At 63.4% G+C, this 17,332-nt stretch carries 16 protein-coding genes; 6 read left to right on the forward strand and 10 right to left on the reverse strand.

The genetic code is table 11. The features are described from left to right. Positions 1 to 97: 97 nt before the first annotated feature. On the forward strand, positions 98 to 559 hold the full coding sequence (gene queF / locus JG739_RS21450; protein WP_202363268.1) for a preQ(1) synthase: 462 nt from the start codon (positions 98 to 100) through the stop codon (positions 557 to 559). Between the two features lie 29 nt (positions 560 to 588). Here queF and JG739_RS21455 read toward each other — a convergent pair whose 3' ends face one another. The 5 genes from JG739_RS21455 to JG739_RS21475 form a co-directional block, all read right to left on the reverse strand. After that, a complete protein-coding gene (locus JG739_RS21455) occupies positions 589 to 1,773 on the reverse strand; it encodes a mandelate racemase/muconate lactonizing enzyme family protein (RefSeq protein ID WP_202363269.1) in 1,185 nt (394 codons plus the stop codon). Between the two features lie 10 nt (positions 1,774 to 1,783). Then, positions 1,784 to 2,290 carry a hypothetical protein gene (locus JG739_RS21460; protein ID WP_202363270.1) on the reverse strand — a complete coding sequence of 169 codons (507 nt, stop codon included), beginning with the start codon at positions 2,288 to 2,290 and terminating at the stop codon, positions 1,784 to 1,786. Positions 2,291 to 2,294: 4 nt separating this feature from the next. Continuing rightward, the gene (locus JG739_RS21465) at positions 2,295 to 2,774 is read right to left on the reverse strand and encodes a DUF3828 domain-containing protein (RefSeq protein WP_202363271.1); all 480 of its coding nucleotides are present in this window, start codon (positions 2,772 to 2,774) and stop codon (positions 2,295 to 2,297) included. Positions 2,775 to 2,887: 113 nt separating this feature from the next. Next, entirely contained in the window at positions 2,888 to 4,537 is a 1,650-nt protein-coding gene (locus JG739_RS21470; protein ID WP_202363272.1) for an ABC transporter substrate-binding protein, read from the reverse strand. A 42-nt stretch (positions 4,538 to 4,579) separates the two neighbouring features. After that, positions 4,580 to 6,130 (reverse strand): trimethylamine methyltransferase family protein, encoded by a 1,551-nt coding sequence (locus JG739_RS21475; protein WP_202363273.1) that lies wholly within the window; start codon positions 6,128 to 6,130, stop codon positions 4,580 to 4,582. 92 nt (positions 6,131 to 6,222) lie between these two features. On the opposite strand from JG739_RS21475, the gene JG739_RS21480 reads away from it, so the two are divergent. Then, positions 6,223 to 7,125, forward strand: a complete 903-nt coding sequence (locus JG739_RS21480; protein ID WP_202363274.1) for a LysR substrate-binding domain-containing protein — start codon at positions 6,223 to 6,225, stop codon at positions 7,123 to 7,125. Between the two features lie 15 nt (positions 7,126 to 7,140). On the opposite strand, the gene JG739_RS21485 is transcribed toward JG739_RS21480, so the two are convergent. Beyond that, positions 7,141 to 8,133, reverse strand: a complete 993-nt coding sequence (locus tag JG739_RS21485; protein WP_202363275.1) for a zinc-dependent alcohol dehydrogenase family protein — start codon at positions 8,131 to 8,133, stop codon at positions 7,141 to 7,143. A gap of 104 nt (positions 8,134 to 8,237) precedes the next feature. On the opposite strand from JG739_RS21485, the gene JG739_RS21490 reads away from it, so the two are divergent. Both JG739_RS21490 and mutL read left to right on the forward strand, forming a co-directional pair. Then, positions 8,238 to 9,140 carry a LysR family transcriptional regulator gene (locus JG739_RS21490; RefSeq protein WP_202363276.1) on the forward strand — a complete coding sequence of 301 codons (903 nt, stop codon included), beginning with the start codon at positions 8,238 to 8,240 and terminating at the stop codon, positions 9,138 to 9,140. Between the two features lie 597 nt (positions 9,141 to 9,737). Continuing rightward, on the forward strand, positions 9,738 to 11,597 hold the full coding sequence (gene mutL, locus JG739_RS21495) for a DNA mismatch repair endonuclease MutL (RefSeq protein ID WP_202363277.1): 1,860 nt from the start codon (positions 9,738 to 9,740) through the stop codon (positions 11,595 to 11,597). A 244-nt stretch (positions 11,598 to 11,841) separates the two neighbouring features. Here the strand turns inward: mutL and JG739_RS21500 are convergent, their stop codons facing one another. Beyond that, complete coding sequence (locus tag JG739_RS21500) at positions 11,842 to 12,735, reverse strand: DMT family transporter (protein WP_202363278.1); 894 nt, start codon at positions 12,733 to 12,735, stop codon at positions 11,842 to 11,844. A gap of 90 nt (positions 12,736 to 12,825) precedes the next feature. Between JG739_RS21500 and JG739_RS21505 the strand changes: the two genes are divergently transcribed. Together JG739_RS21505 and JG739_RS21510 are read left to right on the forward strand one after the other, a co-directional pair. After that, positions 12,826 to 13,752: a LysR substrate-binding domain-containing protein gene (locus tag JG739_RS21505; RefSeq protein WP_244749505.1), complete on the forward strand. Its 927-nt coding sequence runs from the start codon at positions 12,826 to 12,828 to the stop codon at positions 13,750 to 13,752. A gap of 142 nt (positions 13,753 to 13,894) precedes the next feature. Further along, positions 13,895 to 14,128 carry a DUF2093 domain-containing protein gene (locus JG739_RS21510; protein WP_027153867.1) on the forward strand — a complete coding sequence of 78 codons (234 nt, stop codon included), beginning with the start codon at positions 13,895 to 13,897 and terminating at the stop codon, positions 14,126 to 14,128. Between the two features lie 69 nt (positions 14,129 to 14,197). Here the strand turns inward: JG739_RS21510 and lpxK are convergent, their stop codons facing one another. The 3 genes from lpxK to JG739_RS21525 are packed head-to-tail and all read right to left on the reverse strand — an operon-like array spanning position 14,198 to position 17,329. After that, on the reverse strand, positions 14,198 to 15,226 hold the full coding sequence (lpxK, locus tag JG739_RS21515; RefSeq protein ID WP_202363279.1) for a tetraacyldisaccharide 4'-kinase: 1,029 nt from the start codon (positions 15,224 to 15,226) through the stop codon (positions 14,198 to 14,200). Between the two features lies 1 nt (position 15,227). After that, a complete protein-coding gene (gene waaA, locus JG739_RS21520; RefSeq protein WP_202363280.1) occupies positions 15,228 to 16,544 on the reverse strand; it encodes a lipid IV(A) 3-deoxy-D-manno-octulosonic acid transferase in 1,317 nt (438 codons plus the stop codon). After that, on the reverse strand, positions 16,541 to 17,329 hold the full coding sequence (locus JG739_RS21525) for a lysophospholipid acyltransferase family protein (RefSeq protein WP_202363281.1): 789 nt from the start codon (positions 17,327 to 17,329) through the stop codon (positions 16,541 to 16,543). The genes waaA and JG739_RS21525 overlap by 4 nt, the downstream gene beginning before the upstream one ends. Positions 17,330 to 17,332: the final 3 nt, after the last annotated feature.

Raw genomic sequence — 17,332 nt, forward strand, 5'->3', positions numbered from 1 at the left:
ATTTTTGTTTTTGCGTATGTCGCACCCAAATTCGCGCACCCTCGGGTCAGGCCCCGTGGGCTGGCTTTTTGGGCGACATGCAGTAAGGAACCCGCCGATGACCGTCACGAAAAACCTTACCCAGCTCGGCACCAACGTCGAAGCGCCACAGAATCCTGAAGCAGCAGTCCTGGAGACCGTGCCGTTTTCGCGCGGCGACGGGCCGCCGGCCATCGTTCGCTTCACCTGCCCGGAATTCACCTCGCTCTGTCCGGTCACCGGCCAGCCGGACTTCGCCCACATCGTCATCGACTACGCACCCGACACGCTGCTGGTGGAATCGAAGTCGCTGAAGCTGTTCATGACCTCGTTTCGCAACCATGGCGCGTTCCATGAAGAGTGCACCGTCATGATCGGCCGCCGCATCATCGCCGCGACCAAACCACTGTGGTTGCGGATTGGCGGCTATTGGTATCCGCGCGGCGGCATTCCGATCGACGTGTTCTGGCAGACCGGCGCGCCGCCGGAAGGTGCATGGCTGCCCGACACCGGTGTTGCGCCCTATCGCGGACGCGGCTGAGCCTGAGTTTCCATGGAACGTAGGTCGCATCAGTTGAGCGGCAGCCGCCGGTAGCGGCCGGGATTGTTCGGGTCATTGAAATGGCCCATCGGCCCATGTTCGGCGAAGTGCGCCGCCCAGCGCTTCATCGCAGTGGGGTCAAGCCCAACGCCCAGTCCGTTGCCCTCCGGCACACGCACGGTGTTGCCGGTCTGCCGGAACGGACCGTCCTTGATGACGTCGCCGATCTGCCAGCGAAACAGCGACTGCGATGCCTCGGTGATCCACGGCGTCGCCGCAACGACGTGCAGATAGGCCGATGTCATGATGCCGAGATCGTTCGAATAGCACCAGAACCCCTTGCCCATCGCTTCGCAGGCGGCGATGAATTTCAGGGTTTTCGACAGTCCGCCGAGTGCTGCGAAATTGCAGACGAAGTAATCCGGCGCGCCGAGCGCGACCGCCCGTCTGAGATCCGGGATATGCGTGGAGAACGGAATGCGCGAGTGCTGGCGCAGCGCCGCCATCTCCTCGAAGGTTGCGACGGGATCCTCGTAATTGCGGATGTTAAACGGCTCGATCTCGCGCAGCACCCAGCGCGCGGTGGTCAGCGACCACTGCATGTTGGAATCGAGCCTGATCTGCGCCTTGTTGCCGAGCGCCTCGCGCAGCATGCGCACCGTCCTGATCTCGAGCTCGGGATCGCCCATGATCAGCTTGCCCTCGAAAATGGTCGAGCCATGCTCCTCGCGCATCTTCAGGCAGTACTCGACGATCGCTTCGGACGTCATTTCGCCACCCGCTCCGTCCTGCGCGGCGCGAAACGAGAAATACTCCGAAAACGGAATGTCCTTGCGCACGGCGCCGCCAAGGACTTTGTAGAGCGGCATGCCGAAGACCTTGCCTCTGATGTCCCACAGCGCCAGTTCGACGGCGCCGAAGGCCACCGAAGCGGCATTCTCGCCGGTGTTGGCGGTGATCTGCCAGGGCGGCACGCAGCGCGCCTCGCAATCGGCGATGTCGAGCGGATCGGCGCCGATCAGCGCCGGCGCGATCTCGGCCTTGATCACCTCGCCGAAATGCCACCACGGCGCCTCGCCCAGCCCGACCACGCCTTCGGCCGTCTCGACCTCGATGATCGACTTCGAGGCGCCGCCATAAAGCCCGGCCGTCCACCAGAATGGCGCGTCTAGCGGAACGTTGACATGGGTGACTCGGATGTTGGTGATCTTCATCGGTCCCTTCTTACTCACACTGATATTGGCTGAGCGCCCATTCGCCGGTCACCGACAGAAGGTCCGCTATCTTCCAGTCGCCGTCGACCTTTTTGAACTTCCATTCCAGCCGGTGCGGATTGCCGGCAATGATAAAGGCAACGATGACCTTGGCCTCATCGCCTTTGACCGCTTCAACAGTCTTCAGGCTGTTGTCGATCTCGGCCCTGTCGTACGCCGCGTTGTCGAGCGCCATGTTGGGATCGAGGCATTCGCCCTGCCCCGATTTCCGCAGCGCATCGCTTTTGTCGAGCACCGACTTCGCGGGATCGACGAAATGGCTGCGCTGAGCCGGATCGAGCTCGAGCCCGACATGCTCGTAAAATGGTTTCACCAGCGCCGTCGGCGAACCCGGCCGCAGCGGAGCTGCCCGTGCATTTTCTGCTGAGAGCGGCGCGCCGAACACGCCCTGGCCAGCGGTGCTGCTCAAGCCCGCGGCCAGCAGGCACACAGTCGCCAGGCTCGGGGCGCGGGCCATGGCATCACTCCGGGGTCTGGCCAGCCAGGCATTCGAGCGCACTCAGCGTCCAACCGCTGGTCTTCGAGGTGATGTCGGCAACCTTCCACTGGCCGTCGACCTTCCTCAGCGACCAGACCATTTCGCGTTTGGATTCATCGCCTTCCGGGAAAAGGTTGAACGTCACTGTCACCTTGGCGCTGTCGCCATCCACCGCTTCGGACAGCTTCAGCGTCTTGGCGACCGTCTTCTCGTCAAAGTCCTGCGCGTCGAGACCGGGGGCGAAGTCGATGCAGGGCACCTCGTCCGGCTTGTTCTTCCGGGCTTGGTCGTTGAGGTCGAACAGCCTTGTCACCGGCTCGGTGAAACGGTCGCGGTATTTCGCGTCGGCCTCGAACTTGACCTCGGGCATGTAGAAGAACTTCACCGCATTGGAGGCCGGCCCGGCCAGGGCGGCCGCAGGCGCTGCGATCGAGAGAGCGGCGGCAAGCACAGTCAGTCTCATCCGATAATCTCCAGGCTTTCGTGACCGTTCAATACCACGAATCCTGCATCCCGGCTTTTTTGCGGCCCATGAGATCCGCCCCATTTAACTCAGGCGCCCCTGGGGCATTTAACTCAGGCGTCCAGCCAGACGTTCTGGAGATCCATCTGGAAAGTCTGGTGGACCGCGTAGTTCTTCACCTTGTTGTTCATGTGGCTGTACAGCTTCTGCCAGAACGGCTGAATGATGACGCCCGAATCCTGCAGGATCTGCTCGACGTCCTTCATCACCTCGCGGCGCTTCTCCACGTCGATGAGTGAGAGAGCCTGCTTGAGCTTGGCGTCGAAATCAGGATTCGAATAAGCCGTTTCATTCCAGGCCTCGCCGGTGCGATAGCCGAGCGCCAGCACCTGAACGCCGAGCGGGCGCATGTACCAGATGGTCATGGAATAGGGGTATTTCGTCCAGTCGTTCCAGAAGGTCGATCCTGGCAGCACCGTGCGCTTCACCTTGATCCCGGCATCGCGCAACTGGCCGGCAATCGCGTCGCCGGTGTTCTTTTGCCAATCGTCCTCGACGGTGATCAGTTCATGCTCGAAATCGGCCTGACCGGCCTCGGCCATCAGCTTCTTGGCGCCGGCCGCATCGCGTGTCTTCTTGGGCAGCGGAAAATATTCCGGATGGATCGGGCTGACGTGGTGGTTTTCACCTGGGGTGCCGCGCCCGGCGTAGCCAAGTTCGAGCACCGCATTGTTGTCGACGGCCATTTGCAGGGCGTTGCGTACCCGCTTGTCATCATAAGGCTTGTGCGTGATGTTGGTGCGGGCAACGAGCGTGGTTGCTGTCGCGACCTCCGATTTCACCAGATCCATCTGGTCGAGGATGTCGATGAAGTCGGCGGGTGTCTCGAAATTGACGTCGATTTCGCCTGATTCGAATGCGTTCACCGAGGCGTTGAAGTCGGTGCCGTAGTCGATGAATTCGACGCTGTCGAGCGGCGCTTCACCGCCCCACCATTTGCCATTCTCGCGACGTTTGACGACCGCGTTCTGGCCGACCGAATAAGACACAAGCTCGAATGGCCCGGTGCCGATCGGCTTGGCGATCGGATCGGCGCCGTCGGCATCGAATTTGCGGTGGACGACGAGCGCCGGATAGTCGGTGAAGTTCGGAATCAGCGAGATATCGGGTTCGTTCAGCGTCAGCTTGACCGTGTTGTCGTCGACCTTGGTGATCGCCCCGTCCCTGGCCTTGCCGGTTTTGGTGTCGATCAGCGCACCGACGCGGGCGGCCATCGAATTGCCGGCGGCATCCTTCTCGCACCAGCGCGTCAGATTGAAGACCACGTCGTCGGCGTTGAAGGCGTCGCCATTGTTCCAGGTGATGCCCTTGCGCAGATGCAGCACATATTCGGTGGCGTCGTCGTTGACGTCCCAGCTCTCGAGCAGGACCGGCTCGAAAGTGAATTCGCGGGTGTAGCGGACAAGCGGCTCGAGCCAGCAGCGCGAAATGTTGGCAAGCTCCACCCAGTCGTAAGTACGCGGATCCTTCTGCGCCTTTACCGACATCGATACGCGCAGCGTTCCGCCTTTCTTGGGCTCTTCGGCCAAAGCCCGTCCCGGCACCGCAAGACCGATCATAGCGTAGGCAAGGGCAGTCGATGCCCCGAAGGCACTTGCCAGCGCCAGAAACTCGCGCCGGTCCATCCGGCCTGAGCGGGCTTCTTCAGCCATCGCCTCGATAACGCTGGGGACACGATCACCGTTGTTTCTGAAGACTGCCATTGTTTCCTCCCTTATGGTTTCCTTGGGTCTTCGCCCGTTGGATTAACTAACGCTGTCCGGCAGCTTCTCCTCGCGCAGCGCGATCAAATCTTTGAGACCATCGGCGATGCCTTCATCGAGCTTCGGCTCCTCATAATCCGCGAGCATGTTGCGCGCTTTCTCGCGGCCGCGCGTGTCGTGGTCCTTTGCCCCTTCAGCCTTCCACTGTTCGTACGAATTGAAGTCCATGATGCTGGGCATGAAGAACGCGGACTCGAAATGCTCGAGCGTGTGCTTGGTGCCGAGGAAATGGCCCTGCGGCCCGACCTCGCGGATCGCCGCCAGCGCTTCCTTGAAGTCGTCGAACGGCAGGCCGCCGGCATATTTGTACCAGCCGACAAGCTGTTCGCAGTCCGTCGCGAATTTTGAATAGCCGCAGGTCAGGCCGGCCTCGAGCCATCCGGCGGAGTGCCAGATGTAATTGGCGCCGGCAAGGATGGCGGCATGCATCAGCATGTTCGCCTCGTAGCCCGCCTGGGCATCGTTGAGTTTCGACCCGACATGGAAGCCCGACGTGCGCCAGGGCAGCCGGTATTTCCGCGCCAGTGCTCCCATCAGATACATCATCTGGGCGGCCTCGGGCGTGCCGCCCATCGGCGCGCCGGTCTTCATGTCGACCGTGACCATGAACTGTCCGTAGATCTGCGGTGAACCCGGACGCAGCAGTTGCGTGAAGGCGACGCCCGCCAGCGCTTCGGCATTGACCTGCGCCACCGCTCCCACCGCCGAGGCCGAAGTCGAGGCGCCGCACAGCGCGAACGGCGCCAGGATCAACGGCTGGTTGTGACGCGCATAGACCTTCATCGCGTCCAGCATGGTGGCGTCCCATACCAGTGGGGAGTTGCAATTGGTGATCGCGACCAACACAGGGTTGTCACGGACAACATCGTCGCCGAACACGATGCCCGCCATCGTCATCGTGTCTTCGGCGCGATCCTTTGATGTCACGATGCCCATGAACGGCTTGTCGGAATGCTTCAGTGCCGAATGGATGATGTGGAGGTGACGCTTCGGCACCGCAATTTCCATCGGCTCGCAGATGATCGAGCTCGACGAATGCAGCGCCGGCGCCATGTAAGCGAGCTTATGAAAATTCTGAAGGTCGGCGAGCGTGCCATAGCGCCTGACGTTGTCGAGGTCGCGCACGTAAGGCGCGCCATACATCGGCACGAAAATGGAATTTTTGCCGCCGACGCGGACCGAGCGCTCAGGGTTGCGGGCATTGAGCGTGAACTCCGCCGGGACCTTCGAGACCAGCTCCATCAAGAGCGCGCGGTCAATGCGGACGCGCGTCTCAGAGACATCGGCTCCGGCGGCCTGCCACAGTGCTATGGCCTCGTCGTCGCGGAACTCGCAGCCAACCTCTTCCAGGATCGAGAGCGACGCCTGGTGGATCAGCTCGACAGCCTCGTCCGGGACCATTTGGTATGCGGGTATGTTGCGAACCAGCGTCGGAAACGACGCCATCGGAGTTCCCCGCAGTGCCTTGCGGCCCAGGCGGCCGCCACCTCGGCGGCTGGCGTGTTCGGCGACTTCGGCGGCCGGTGCGTTCATGGCAACTCTATCCTCCCAATGATGACCAGCCTAGCGACAGGAAATATGGCTGTGACGCTGGAAAATCCTGATTACTTGTATAAGCTCAGCTTATGCGAAGCTTGCGCCATCTGCTGCCCTCGGCCGGCAGCCTGATCGTTTTCGAGGCCGCCGGCCGGCTGTCGAGCTTTACCGCCGCCGGGCGGGAGCTCGGCATGACGCAGGCTGCCGTGTCCTATGCGATCCGCGGCCTTGAAGAGCAGCTCGGCGCGATACTCTTCCAGCGCCGCCATCGTCAGGTCAGCCTCACCGAAGCCGGCGAGCGTTTCCACGCCGACGTCTCACTCGGCCTGTCGCACATCCGCAAGTCGGCGGAGGATCTGCGCCTACAGGCGACCGGCGGCCATGTGACGCTTGCCGCCTCGACCGCTTTCGGCTCGTTCTGGATGATGCCGCGCCTGCAGCAGTTCCGCGACGAACTGCCGGGCATCGACCTGCGCATCCAGACCGCCGACCGCGATCTCGACATCATCGTCGAGGGCATCCCGCTCGCTGTGCGCGGTGGCGAGCCACGGGAATGGCCGGACTATCATTCGTTGCCACTGGCCGATGAGGAGATATTCCCGGTTGCCGGCGTGAGCTATGTGGCACGGTTCGGGCTGCCGGATACCGTCGAGGATCTGCCATCACATCGGCTCATCCATCTCGAAGAGCCGTTTCGCGAGGCTGCGAGCTGGGACGAGTGGTTCGCCTCGGCCGGGGTCAACATCACCGATGCCGGGCGCGGATTGCGCATCAACGATTATGCGCTGGTGATCCAGGCGGTCATGGAAGGGCAAGGCATTGCGCTCGGCTGGGGCCACCTCGCCGAGCGCCTGCTGGCGTCAGGACTGCTGGTGCGTGCGACCGGCCACACGATGACGACCGGCAAGGGCTTTCATGTCATCTGGTCGAAAACCCGCGAGCTCAGCGACAATGCCCGCAAGGTGCGGGACTGGCTGGCTGCGCAGGCGTGAGGCTCCCATTAATGCTCAATCAACCGTCACGACGATCTTGCCGAATTGCTCGTTCGACTCGAGAAAGCGATGCGCTTCGACGATCTGCTCGAATGGAAAGGTTTTGGCGATCGCCGGCTTTAGCGAACCTGACATCAATCCGTCGAGGATGAACGCCTTGGCAGCTTCCAACTTCACCGGATCGCCAGTGATCTCGTGGACGAGATAGCCGCGCAGCGTCAGCGTCTTGGCCAGCACAGCGAACAGCGGGAACGGCGTCGGCTCGGGGCTCAAGCCGCCATATTCGATGAGAATGCCACCCCGTGCCATCGCCACCGTCAGAGGCGCGAAAATCGGGCCGCCGACCGAGTCGAACACCACTCGGATGTTGTCCGGACTGGCGATTTCCTTCAGCCGGGCTTCCAAATCTTCGTCCGCTGAAGCGACGACATGGGCCGCGCCGAACTTGAGCAGGGCGTGTCTCTTGGCAGATGTCCGCGTGACCGCGATCGCGGTCGCACCAACGATGTTGGCAATCTGGATCGCGGCAAGTCCGACACTGCTCGATGCCGCGGTGATGACGACAAAGTCGTCCCTGCTGAGCTTGGCAATGTCGATCAGTGCGCCATAGGCGGTGAGATATTGCATCCAGACGGCTGCCGCCTCTTCCCAGGTAAGCGATGGCGGGTGCTTGACCACAAGCTCGGCGGGATATGTGGCAATCTCACCATAGGCGGGCCAGCGGGCCATCGATAATGGCGGCACGACGCTGACGGCGTCACCTGGCGCAAAACCGTGCACGGCTTCGCCGACCGCTTCGACGACACCCGCTGCCTCAAGGCCAAGACCGGAAGGCAACGGCGGCGCCTGGATATAAGTGCCCGAACGCAGCAGAGCCTCGGCTCGGTTGAGACCCAGTGCCTTGACCCGGATCTGAATCTCGCCCCGACCGAGCGCGGGAATATCGAGATTCTCGATGCGCAGAACCTCGGGACCACCATGCTCATGAAAGCGAACAACACGTGCCATGCGGTCATAACTCCAAAATATTTGATCCGAATGCGCTATGCCAGCGGCCATCCGGCAGATAAATGGTTGCTTGGGCAAGACAGTAGAAACTGGACGTTTTGAATATGGATCGTCTTACGAGCATGGCCGTGTTCGTCAAAACCGTCGATCTCGGCTCGTTCGCGGCGACTGCTGCCGCTCTCGACCTGTCCGGACCGATGGTCGGCAAGCATGTCCGGTTTCTCGAGGAGCGTCTGGGCGTGCGCCTCATCAACCGGACCACACGCCGTCAGAGCCTGACCGACTTCGGGCGCGCCTACTATGAGCGCTGCCGGATGGTACTCGCTGAAGCCGAAGCTGCGGATGCACTCGTGGCCGATCAACTTTCCGAACCACGCGGAAAGCTGCGCGTCATCATGCCCGTGCACTTCGGCCGGCGCTGCGTTGCCCCGATCCTGCTGGAGCTTGCGCAGCGATATCCCGCTCTGGAACTCGACCTGTCGTTCGGCGATCCCATCGCCGATCTTGCAGAGGATGGCTGCGATCTTGCCATCCGGACCGGCAATCTGGAAGACCAAGCCGGCGTGATGGCGCGTCGCGTCGCGCGCCAGCGCATGGTCGTCTGCGCGTCGCCATCCTATCTCGAGATGCATGGGTTGCCACGGCAGATAGAGGATCTCGGCAACCACCAGACCATCATCTACCGCCGTTCGGGCCGTGTCGTTCAACCGTGGCTGTTCCCGCGCCACGGCCAGCCTGCCCTGGAAGTCATGCCGGTCAGCCGGCTGCGGCTCGACGACCTCGCTGCAATCGCCGATGCTGCGGCAGCAGGCATGGGGCTCGCCTGGCTGCCATACTGGCTGGTCCGTGAGCGCATTCAGGCCGGCACACTTGTCCCGCTGTTGCCGGAACAGCCGGGATTTCTTTACGACGCCTACGCGCTCTGGCTGCAGACGCCTCACTTGCCGCTGAAGGTCCGCCTTGCCGTCGACGCACTGGCAGCGGCACTGCCCAGGCTGATGAGTTGAATGCACGAGCGCTCAGCTTCGTGATTTCCTTGAGAACGAACCCGACGATAGAACAAGAAGCTATATGGTCAGACCTCGTATATACAGGAGGTAAATCAGAAAAACCGTTAACAATATCGAAATAACCGTCCAAAATGTGAACCACACTATTTTTTCAATTCTACCCTTTCGACGCTGTATCCATCGACCGAATTTTACCATTAAGTAATCCAGGATGAAGTCCAAATGTCGCCTCCAACGGAAATTTGATTAGATTAAGGCCCTTCGCACTAATTACACTAGGTCAATTGGGGGCCAAGCCCATTCATTTCAACAACATTCCTATCTCTACGTCGTGGCGGGACAGTACCCTCCTCTGGCCTGCCGGCCATCTCCCCCGCATGGGGGAGATTGGCTGTTCACGCGTTCCGCAAGCCTTCAACCGTTGGAGATTAGCGAAGGCCGAGGCGACATCCGATCTCCCCCCTTGCGGGGGAGATGGCCGGCAGGCCAGAGGGGGGTGGGACGGAGCGCAACGCTTATAGCTTGGCTGCCCTTGGTAGCGGTCAATGCATTTCAGCCCCTCCCACCGCCCTCGAATCCGCCTATAGTACCCCCATGCCCATCCGCCAGCTTTCCGAAACGATGATCAACCAGATCGCCGCCGGCGAAGTCATCGAGCGTCCGGCAAGCGTGGTCAAGGAACTGGTCGAGAACGCACTCGACGCCGGCGCTGCGAGAATAGAGATCGTCACCGCCGGCGGCGGGCTGAACCTGATCCGCGTCACCGACGACGGCTCGGGCATCCCGGAAAAGGAACTGCCGCTGGCGATCGCACGCCATTGCACCTCGAAGCTCGCCGATGACATTCACGACATCCGCTCGCTCGGCTTTCGCGGCGAAGCGCTGCCGTCGATCGGCTCGGTGGCGCGGCTGTCGATCCGCTCGCGCACCGCCAACGGCGACAGCGCCGCCGAGATCGGCATCGAGGGAGGCCGCGTGTCCGCCGTCAAGCCGGCGGCCGCCAATCGCGGCACCACGGTCGAGGTGCGCGACCTGTTCTTCGCCACGCCGGCGCGGCTCAAATTCATGAAGGGCGAGCGCGCCGAAAGCTCGGCGACCAGCGACGTGATCAAGCGTATTGCGATCGCTTTCCCGGCCGTGCGCTTCACGCTGGCCGGTTCCGACCGCTCGACCCTGGAGCTGCCGGCGACCGACGACAGCCCGGAAGGCCGGCTGCGCCGCGTCGCGCAAGTGATGGGCGCCGACTTTCCGGCCAATGCGATCGCCATCGACGCCATGCGCGACGGTGTGCATCTTGCCGGCCACGTTTCGATACCATCCTTCAGCCGCGCCAACGCGTTGCAGCAATACGCCTATGTCAACGGCCGGCCGGTGCGCGACAAGCTGATTGCCGGCGCCATCCGCGGCGCCTTCGCCGACGTGCTGCCGCGCGACCGCCATGCAGTGACGGTGCTGTTCCTGACGCTCGATCCGGCCATCGTCGACGTCAATGTCCATCCGGCCAAGGCCGACGTCCGCTTCCGCGATCCGGGGCTGGTGCGCGGGCTGATCGTCGGCGCCATCCGCGAGGCGCTGGCCAATGCCGGCATCCGTGCCGCCACATCAGGAGCGGCCGGCATGATGGCGGCATTCCGGCCAGGCGCAGCATCCTATGCGCATCCAGGACCGGCCAACGGCCATCGCAGCTACGAAGCGGCCTACCGGGCCTCCGGCTCCGCCGGTTTCGATCCGGCGCGCTCGTCGCAACGGCCGCTGGATGCAGGATTTGCCAATGGCGGCTTCGGCGAAAACGATCAGGCGGCGTTCGATGCCGGTTCGCTTCACAGCGCCGACGCGCGCGCCGGACAAGACGAAGCGACGGAGACGCTGCTCGGCATGGCGCTGGGTGCCGCACGCGCGCAAGTACACGAGAACTATATCGTCGCGCAGACCAGGGATTCGCTTGTGATCGTCGACCAGCATGCGGCGCATGAGCGGCTGGTCTACGAGGCGCTGAAGAACGCATTGCATTCGCGCGCCGTGCCGTCGCAGATGCTGCTTTTGCCCGAGATCGTCGATCTGCCGGAAGAGGATGCAGAGCGGCTCGCCTTGCATTCCGAAACACTGGCTCGCTTCGGCCTCGCGGTCGAGCGCTTCGGCCCGGGTGCGGTCGCGGTGCGCGAGACGCCATCGATGCTCGGCGAAACCAATGTCCAGCAGCTGGTGCGCGACCTTGCCGACGAGATCGCCGACAACGACACCGTCGACACGCTGAAAGAGCGGCTGGACAAAATAGCCGCGACCATGGCCTGCCACGGCTCGGTGCGTTCCGGCCGCCTGCTCAAACCCGAGGAGATGAACGCACTGCTGCGCCAGATGGAAGCGACGCCCGGGTCCGGCACCTGCAACCACGGCCGCCCGACCTATATCGAGCTCAGGCTCGCTGATATCGAGAGACTGTTCGGGCGGCGGTGAAGGTACTGAGCTTGTCAGTTCTGACGCCGCAGTCCCCCTCTCCGGCCGCTTCGCGGCCACCTCTCCCCCATTAAAATGGGGGCGAGGAAACACCAATCGCCAGGGCCGCGACCCCGGAAAACTTGGGTTCCTCGCCCCACGAAGTGGGGAGAGGTGGTTTGCGAAGCAAACCGGAGAGGGGAAATCCTAAAGAGCCGTTCGAAACAGCTCTCTATGATTCAACCAAGCCCTCCAAACCTCTGATTTACCTCTTCAAATTCACCACGATCACGCCGCCCAGAGCCAGTGCGCCACCGAGGATGCCGAGCAGCGTCGGCACCTCGCCCAGCCAGAAGAAGCCGATCAGCGTCGCCACCGGGGAAACCAGATAAAGGAAGTTCGAGGCACGCGCCGCCGGCAGCCGGGAAAGCGCTGTCGCCCAGGCGGCGTAGGCGATGAGGCTTGGCACGATGCCGAGAAACATGACGGCGCCGAGACCGGCGGTATCGGCAACCGCCGCCTGCGCCAGGCCGTTCGGCAGGAAGGGCAGCAGGCAGAGCGCGCCGAGCACCATGTTCGAGGCCGAAATGGTCAGCGGATGATGGCGGGCAAACAGCGGCTTTTGCACGATGGTGTTGACAGCCGAGCACAGCGCCGAGCCGAGGACCAGCAGCGCGCCATTGTTGAAATGCAACCCTTGCCCCTCGCCCATGGCGATGATGCCGATGCCGGCGAAGGACAGCAATGTGCCGGCCCAGGCCAGGCCCGAGAAGCGTTCGCCAAGCAGCGCCATCGCCATGATCGCGGTGAAGATCGGGCTGACATTGATGATGAAGCCGGCGGCACCCGCCGAGACGGTCAGCTCGCCGAAATTGAGCATCGCGGTGTACAGCGCGACGAAGACGGCGCCGCCGAAGGCAAAGCGCCACAATTCATCGACCCGGGGCAGCGCCGGCCGCTTGACGGCGAGGAAAATCGCCGCCGGAACCGCCGCGATGGCGAAGCGCAGCGCGCCGAGCTCCAGCGGCCCGAAAGCGACGAGGCCGGCGCGGATCGCCGGAAAGGCCGAGGCCCAGCCGACCACTGTCAGAGCCACCGCAATGGCCGCCGTGGTATCTATCCGCTGTGTCGTATTCAACGTGCCGGTACAGGCGTTCATTTCATTATTCCCGCGTTTCATGTCCTCAACCACACAAAGCGCCTTTCCTGATCGGTTGACAAACGACCAAATCGAGGATCAGCTGTGACTATGGATCACAGCTCTGACGCGATGCTGCCGCTCGAAACCCTGCGCGCCTTCGACGCCGCGGCGCGGACGGGCAGCTTTTCGGCCGCTGCCGAAAAACTGAACATCACCCATGGCGCCGTCAGCCGGCAGATCGCCAAGCTGGAGGATTGGCTCGGGCTGAAAGTGTTCGATCGCGGCGCGCGTGGAGTGTCGCTGACGATCGAAGGCAACCGCCTGCATCTGCGCACCACCGAGGCCTTCGCGCTGATATCGAGCAATTCGGACCGCTGGATCGACCCGCGCGGCGCCGCCGTGGTGCGGCTGACCTCGATTCCCTCGGTCAGCGGGCTGTGGCTGATGCCGCGCATGGCGGCGCTGGAAAACAATCCGTCCAGGCTGCGCATCGTGCTCGACGTCGATATCCGCCAGGCGGACCTTGCCGACGAGGGCATCGATCTGTCGATCCGCTGCGGCCGCGGCCGCATCCCCGGCCGCGTCTCGGTGCAGCTGTTCGAGGAACATGTGTTTCCGGTCGCCTCGCCGGACCTCGCCCGCGAGATCGGCCGAGGCGACCCTGCCCGGCTGCTCAAATTCCCGCTGATCAATGATTCCGACGCTTCGGCCTGGCGTGCCTGGTTTGCCGCACAGGACATCGATTACCGCCCGCGTCCGCAGGACCGCCGTTTCGAGGACTACAATCTGGTGCTCGGCGCCGCAGCCCATGGTCTCGGCATCGCGCTGGCGCGGCCGCCGATGACCGAGGATCAACTGAAGTCTGGCCGTATCATCGCCGCCGACGAGCGCATTGTCCTCAGCCCGATATCCTATTGGCTCGACCGACCTATCGGGCGCCCGCGTGCCGCCGCAGCCGAGCTTGCCCGGCGCATCGCGGCCCAAGCCGGACTGGCGGCGGAAAAGATCGAGGATTTCATCGCAGCCGAGCAGTAATATGCGGGGCATCCACTTTGCCGACCTGCTCGCTGGTTGCCGTCCGAAAGAAAGCCGATCGAAGCCAATCCTGGCTCGCTGCGAGCTTGACCTTGCCGGCATTTTGTGGCGATGACATCGTCATGAACCTTGGCTCCATGTCATGATGAATCGCTTTGAAGGCCCCGGCGGCAAGGAAGCCCGTATCCGCTACCTGGACGGCGACTTCCAGGTGACCAGCCCCGGCGCCTTCGTGCGCTGTGCGGTCACCGGCGAAAGCATCCCGCTCGATGAGCTCAAATACTGGAGCGTCGCCAGGCAAGAGCCCTATGTAAGCGCCGCGGCCTCGCTGCGCCGCGAGATCGAGGCACATCCCGAACTGCGCAGCCGGCGTTAGTCGCATAAAAGACTTTCTGTAGCGATCCTTCGCGCCGGCGTCTCCGCAAAAAGGTCGAAAGTCCCTGGATCAACCCTGCAGCTTGCGCTGCCGCCAGGCATCCAGCGTCTCGTCGATGATGCGTTCGGGCACGTGGTCGGGATCGAACACGGTGTCGATCTCCAGCACGTCGAGCTGCCGGAGGAAATCGGCCGACGCGGCATCATGGCGCAGCCGGGCGGCGTCCTTGGCGGTGGTGACGAGGCCAAGCCCGGCACCTCGCGCAGTCGTTGCCAGTTCGGCAAGCTCGTCCTGGCCATAGAAATGATGGTCCGGAAACGACCGGGTCAGCGCAACCTCGCCGCCGGCCTGACGGACGGTGTCGAAGAATTTCTCGGGATGGCCGATGCCGGCAAAGGCCAGAAATCGCTTGCCGGCCAGCCCCGCCCTGCTGGTTGGCCGCGTATGCGCCTCGAAGATCGGTCGGCCGGCACGCGCCGCCTGGCGAACGACGGCATCGGCAGCAAGGCCGTCGCCCATCTTCAGCAGCGCGCTGGTGAAAACCAGTTGGTCGACGATGCCAGCCCTGAGCGGACCGCCAGGAATGACGCGGCCGTTGCCGACGCCGTAGCGTGCGTCGACGACGACCAGCGCATAGTCGATATGGATGCGCGCGCTCTGGAAACCGTCATCCATGATCAGGAAATCACATCCATGCTTTTCCAGCAGGAGGCGGGCGCCGGCGGCACGGTTCGGCGTCACTGCGACTGGCGCGTGCGCGGCCAAAAGCAGCGGTTCATCGCCGACATGCCTGGCGGCGTCATGATGCGGATCGACGACATGCGGCCGTGCAAAGGAACCGCCATGGCCGCGCGACAGGAAACCTGGATTGAGCTGCATGCGCCTGGCCTGCCGGGCCAGTGCGATCGCCACCGGCGTCTTGCCGGTGCCGCCGACGGTGAAGTTGCCGACGCAAAGCACCGGCGCCTCGATCTTCTCGCGCGCCGCTGAGCGCATGCGGCGGCCGGCAGCGAGCGCATAGATCGCCGACAGCGGCGCCAGCGCCAGCGCCCGCCAGTCCGGTTCTTCCCACCAGAAGGGGGGCGCTTCGCTGGCCATCTTAACGGCCGTTGGCGCCCTTGAGGCGCGACTTGACGACCAAAGGCTGAATGTAGGGTTCGAGCGACTTCAAGGTGAGCGCCAACGCACCGCGCATCTCGTCGACGGTTGCCGCACCGGCGGCCATCATCTCATGGCGGGCCACCTCGTTGGTCAAGAGGAAATTGACGGCGCCGGCCAGCATGTCGCGGTCGCGCACCAGCTTTGCGCCGCCGCTGTCGATCAGGCGCTGATAGGTCTCGCGAAAATTCTGGACATTGCGGCCGGCCAGCACCGCCGTGTCGAGCATGGCCGGCTCCAGCGGGTTCTGGCCACCCTCCGAGGTGAGCGAACGGCCAACGAAGGCGATCTCTGTCAGCCGGAGATAAAGCCCCATCTCGCCCATCGTGTCGCCGAGCAGAATGTCCGTATCGGCGATGATCCGGTCGCCCTTGCTGCGCCGAGCGACTTTCAGGCCCATGCCGGAAATCTGCGCGGCAAGCGCTTCGGCGCGATCGGGATGGCGCGGTACGACGATCGTCAAAAGACCGTGGTGACGTTTGTGCAGCATCGCATGAACCTCGGCGGCGACCGCCTCCTCGCCGTCATGGGTCGAGATCGCGGCCCAGGTCGGGCGGGCGCCGATCTGGCGCTTCAGCGTGTACAGCGCCCTTTCATCGGCCGGCGGCGGCGTGGTGTCGACCTTGAGATTGCCGGATACGGTGACCGGCCGGGCGCCAAGCGAGAGGAAGCGCTCGCCGTCGACATCCGACTGGGCGACAACATGGGCGAGATTCTCGAACAGCGCCTCGGCGATGTTGGCGCGCTTCTTCCAGGATTTGTACGAACGGTCCGACAGCCTGCCATTAACCAGCACCTGCGGCACACGCCGTGCGCCGAGCTCGAGGATGGTCATCGGCCAGATTTCCGATTCGGCGATGATCGCCAGATCCGGCCGCCAATGGTCGAGGAAGCGGCTGACCGCCGGCTTGAGGTCGAGCGGCACGTATTGGTGGATGATGCGGTCGCCGAGCCGTTCCTCGGCAACCTGGGCGGAGGTGACGGTCCCCGTCGTCAGCACGATGTTGACGCCGTAGTCGAGGATGCTCTCGACCAGCGGCACGACGGCGATCGTCTCGCCGACGCTCGCCGCATGGATCCAGATGAGCGGCCCGTCTGGGCGCTCGCGCCCGGCGATGCCATAGCGCTCGCGCCGGCGAATTCGGTCCTCCTTGCCCCTGGAGGTGCGCCAGGCGACATAGGGCCCGACCAGGGGATAGGCAGCTGCGCCTGCGAAACGATACGCCGTCAGGAAAGTGCGCGCCCAGCGCTCGCTCATTTTGAGCCATCCACGAGGCGGTAGGCCTCGGCGGTCGCGGCGTTGAGCGCGGCCGTGACCTCCTGGCGCTTGCGTTCCATTTCAGCCTCGTCAGCATTGGCCGGAACGAACACCGGCGCTCCAAGCACGATCGAGGAGCGGCCGAACGGCAGATTGATCGTGGTCTTGTCCCAGCTGCGCTCCAGCACCTTGCGGCGGCTGGTGGCGATTGCGGCGGGCAGGATCGGCCGGCCCGAAAGCCGCGCCAGGAGAACGATGCCAAGCCCGGCGTCGCGCGGCGTGCCATGCGGAATGTCAGCGATCATGGCGACGTTCTTGCCGGTGGCGAGTGACTTTTTCAGGGCGATCAGCGCTTTGGCGCCGCCCTTGTCGCGACGCTTCGAGCCTTCGCGTCCGCCCGAGCCGCGCACCGCCTCGATGCCGAATTTCTCGATCATCAGTGCGTTCAGCTCGGCATCGGCACTACGCGACACCATGGCGACCAGCGGCCGTCCCCTGGGATAGTAGGCCGGAGTCAGAAGATGCTGGCCGTGCCACAGGGCGATGATGCCGGGTTCGAGCTCCGAGTAGGCGCCGCCCGACATCTCAGCCGATCCGTCGACAGCACGATTGGTCAGCCGGACGAGGCGAACGAACTGCGCAAACAGGCTGGCGATGGCGTTCTTGACGAATCGCGATTGCGCCAGCGGTTCGCGTATCTTGCGCCAGAATGTCTTCGGGGTACCACCGCGACGCCCCCTTGCCGCGGACCTCGTGGCCGGCTCTTTCACGCCTTCATGATCCATCCA

The sequence above is a fragment of the Mesorhizobium sp. L-2-11 genome (assembly GCF_016756595.1).
GTDB lineage: Bacteria > Pseudomonadota > Alphaproteobacteria > Rhizobiales > Rhizobiaceae > Mesorhizobium.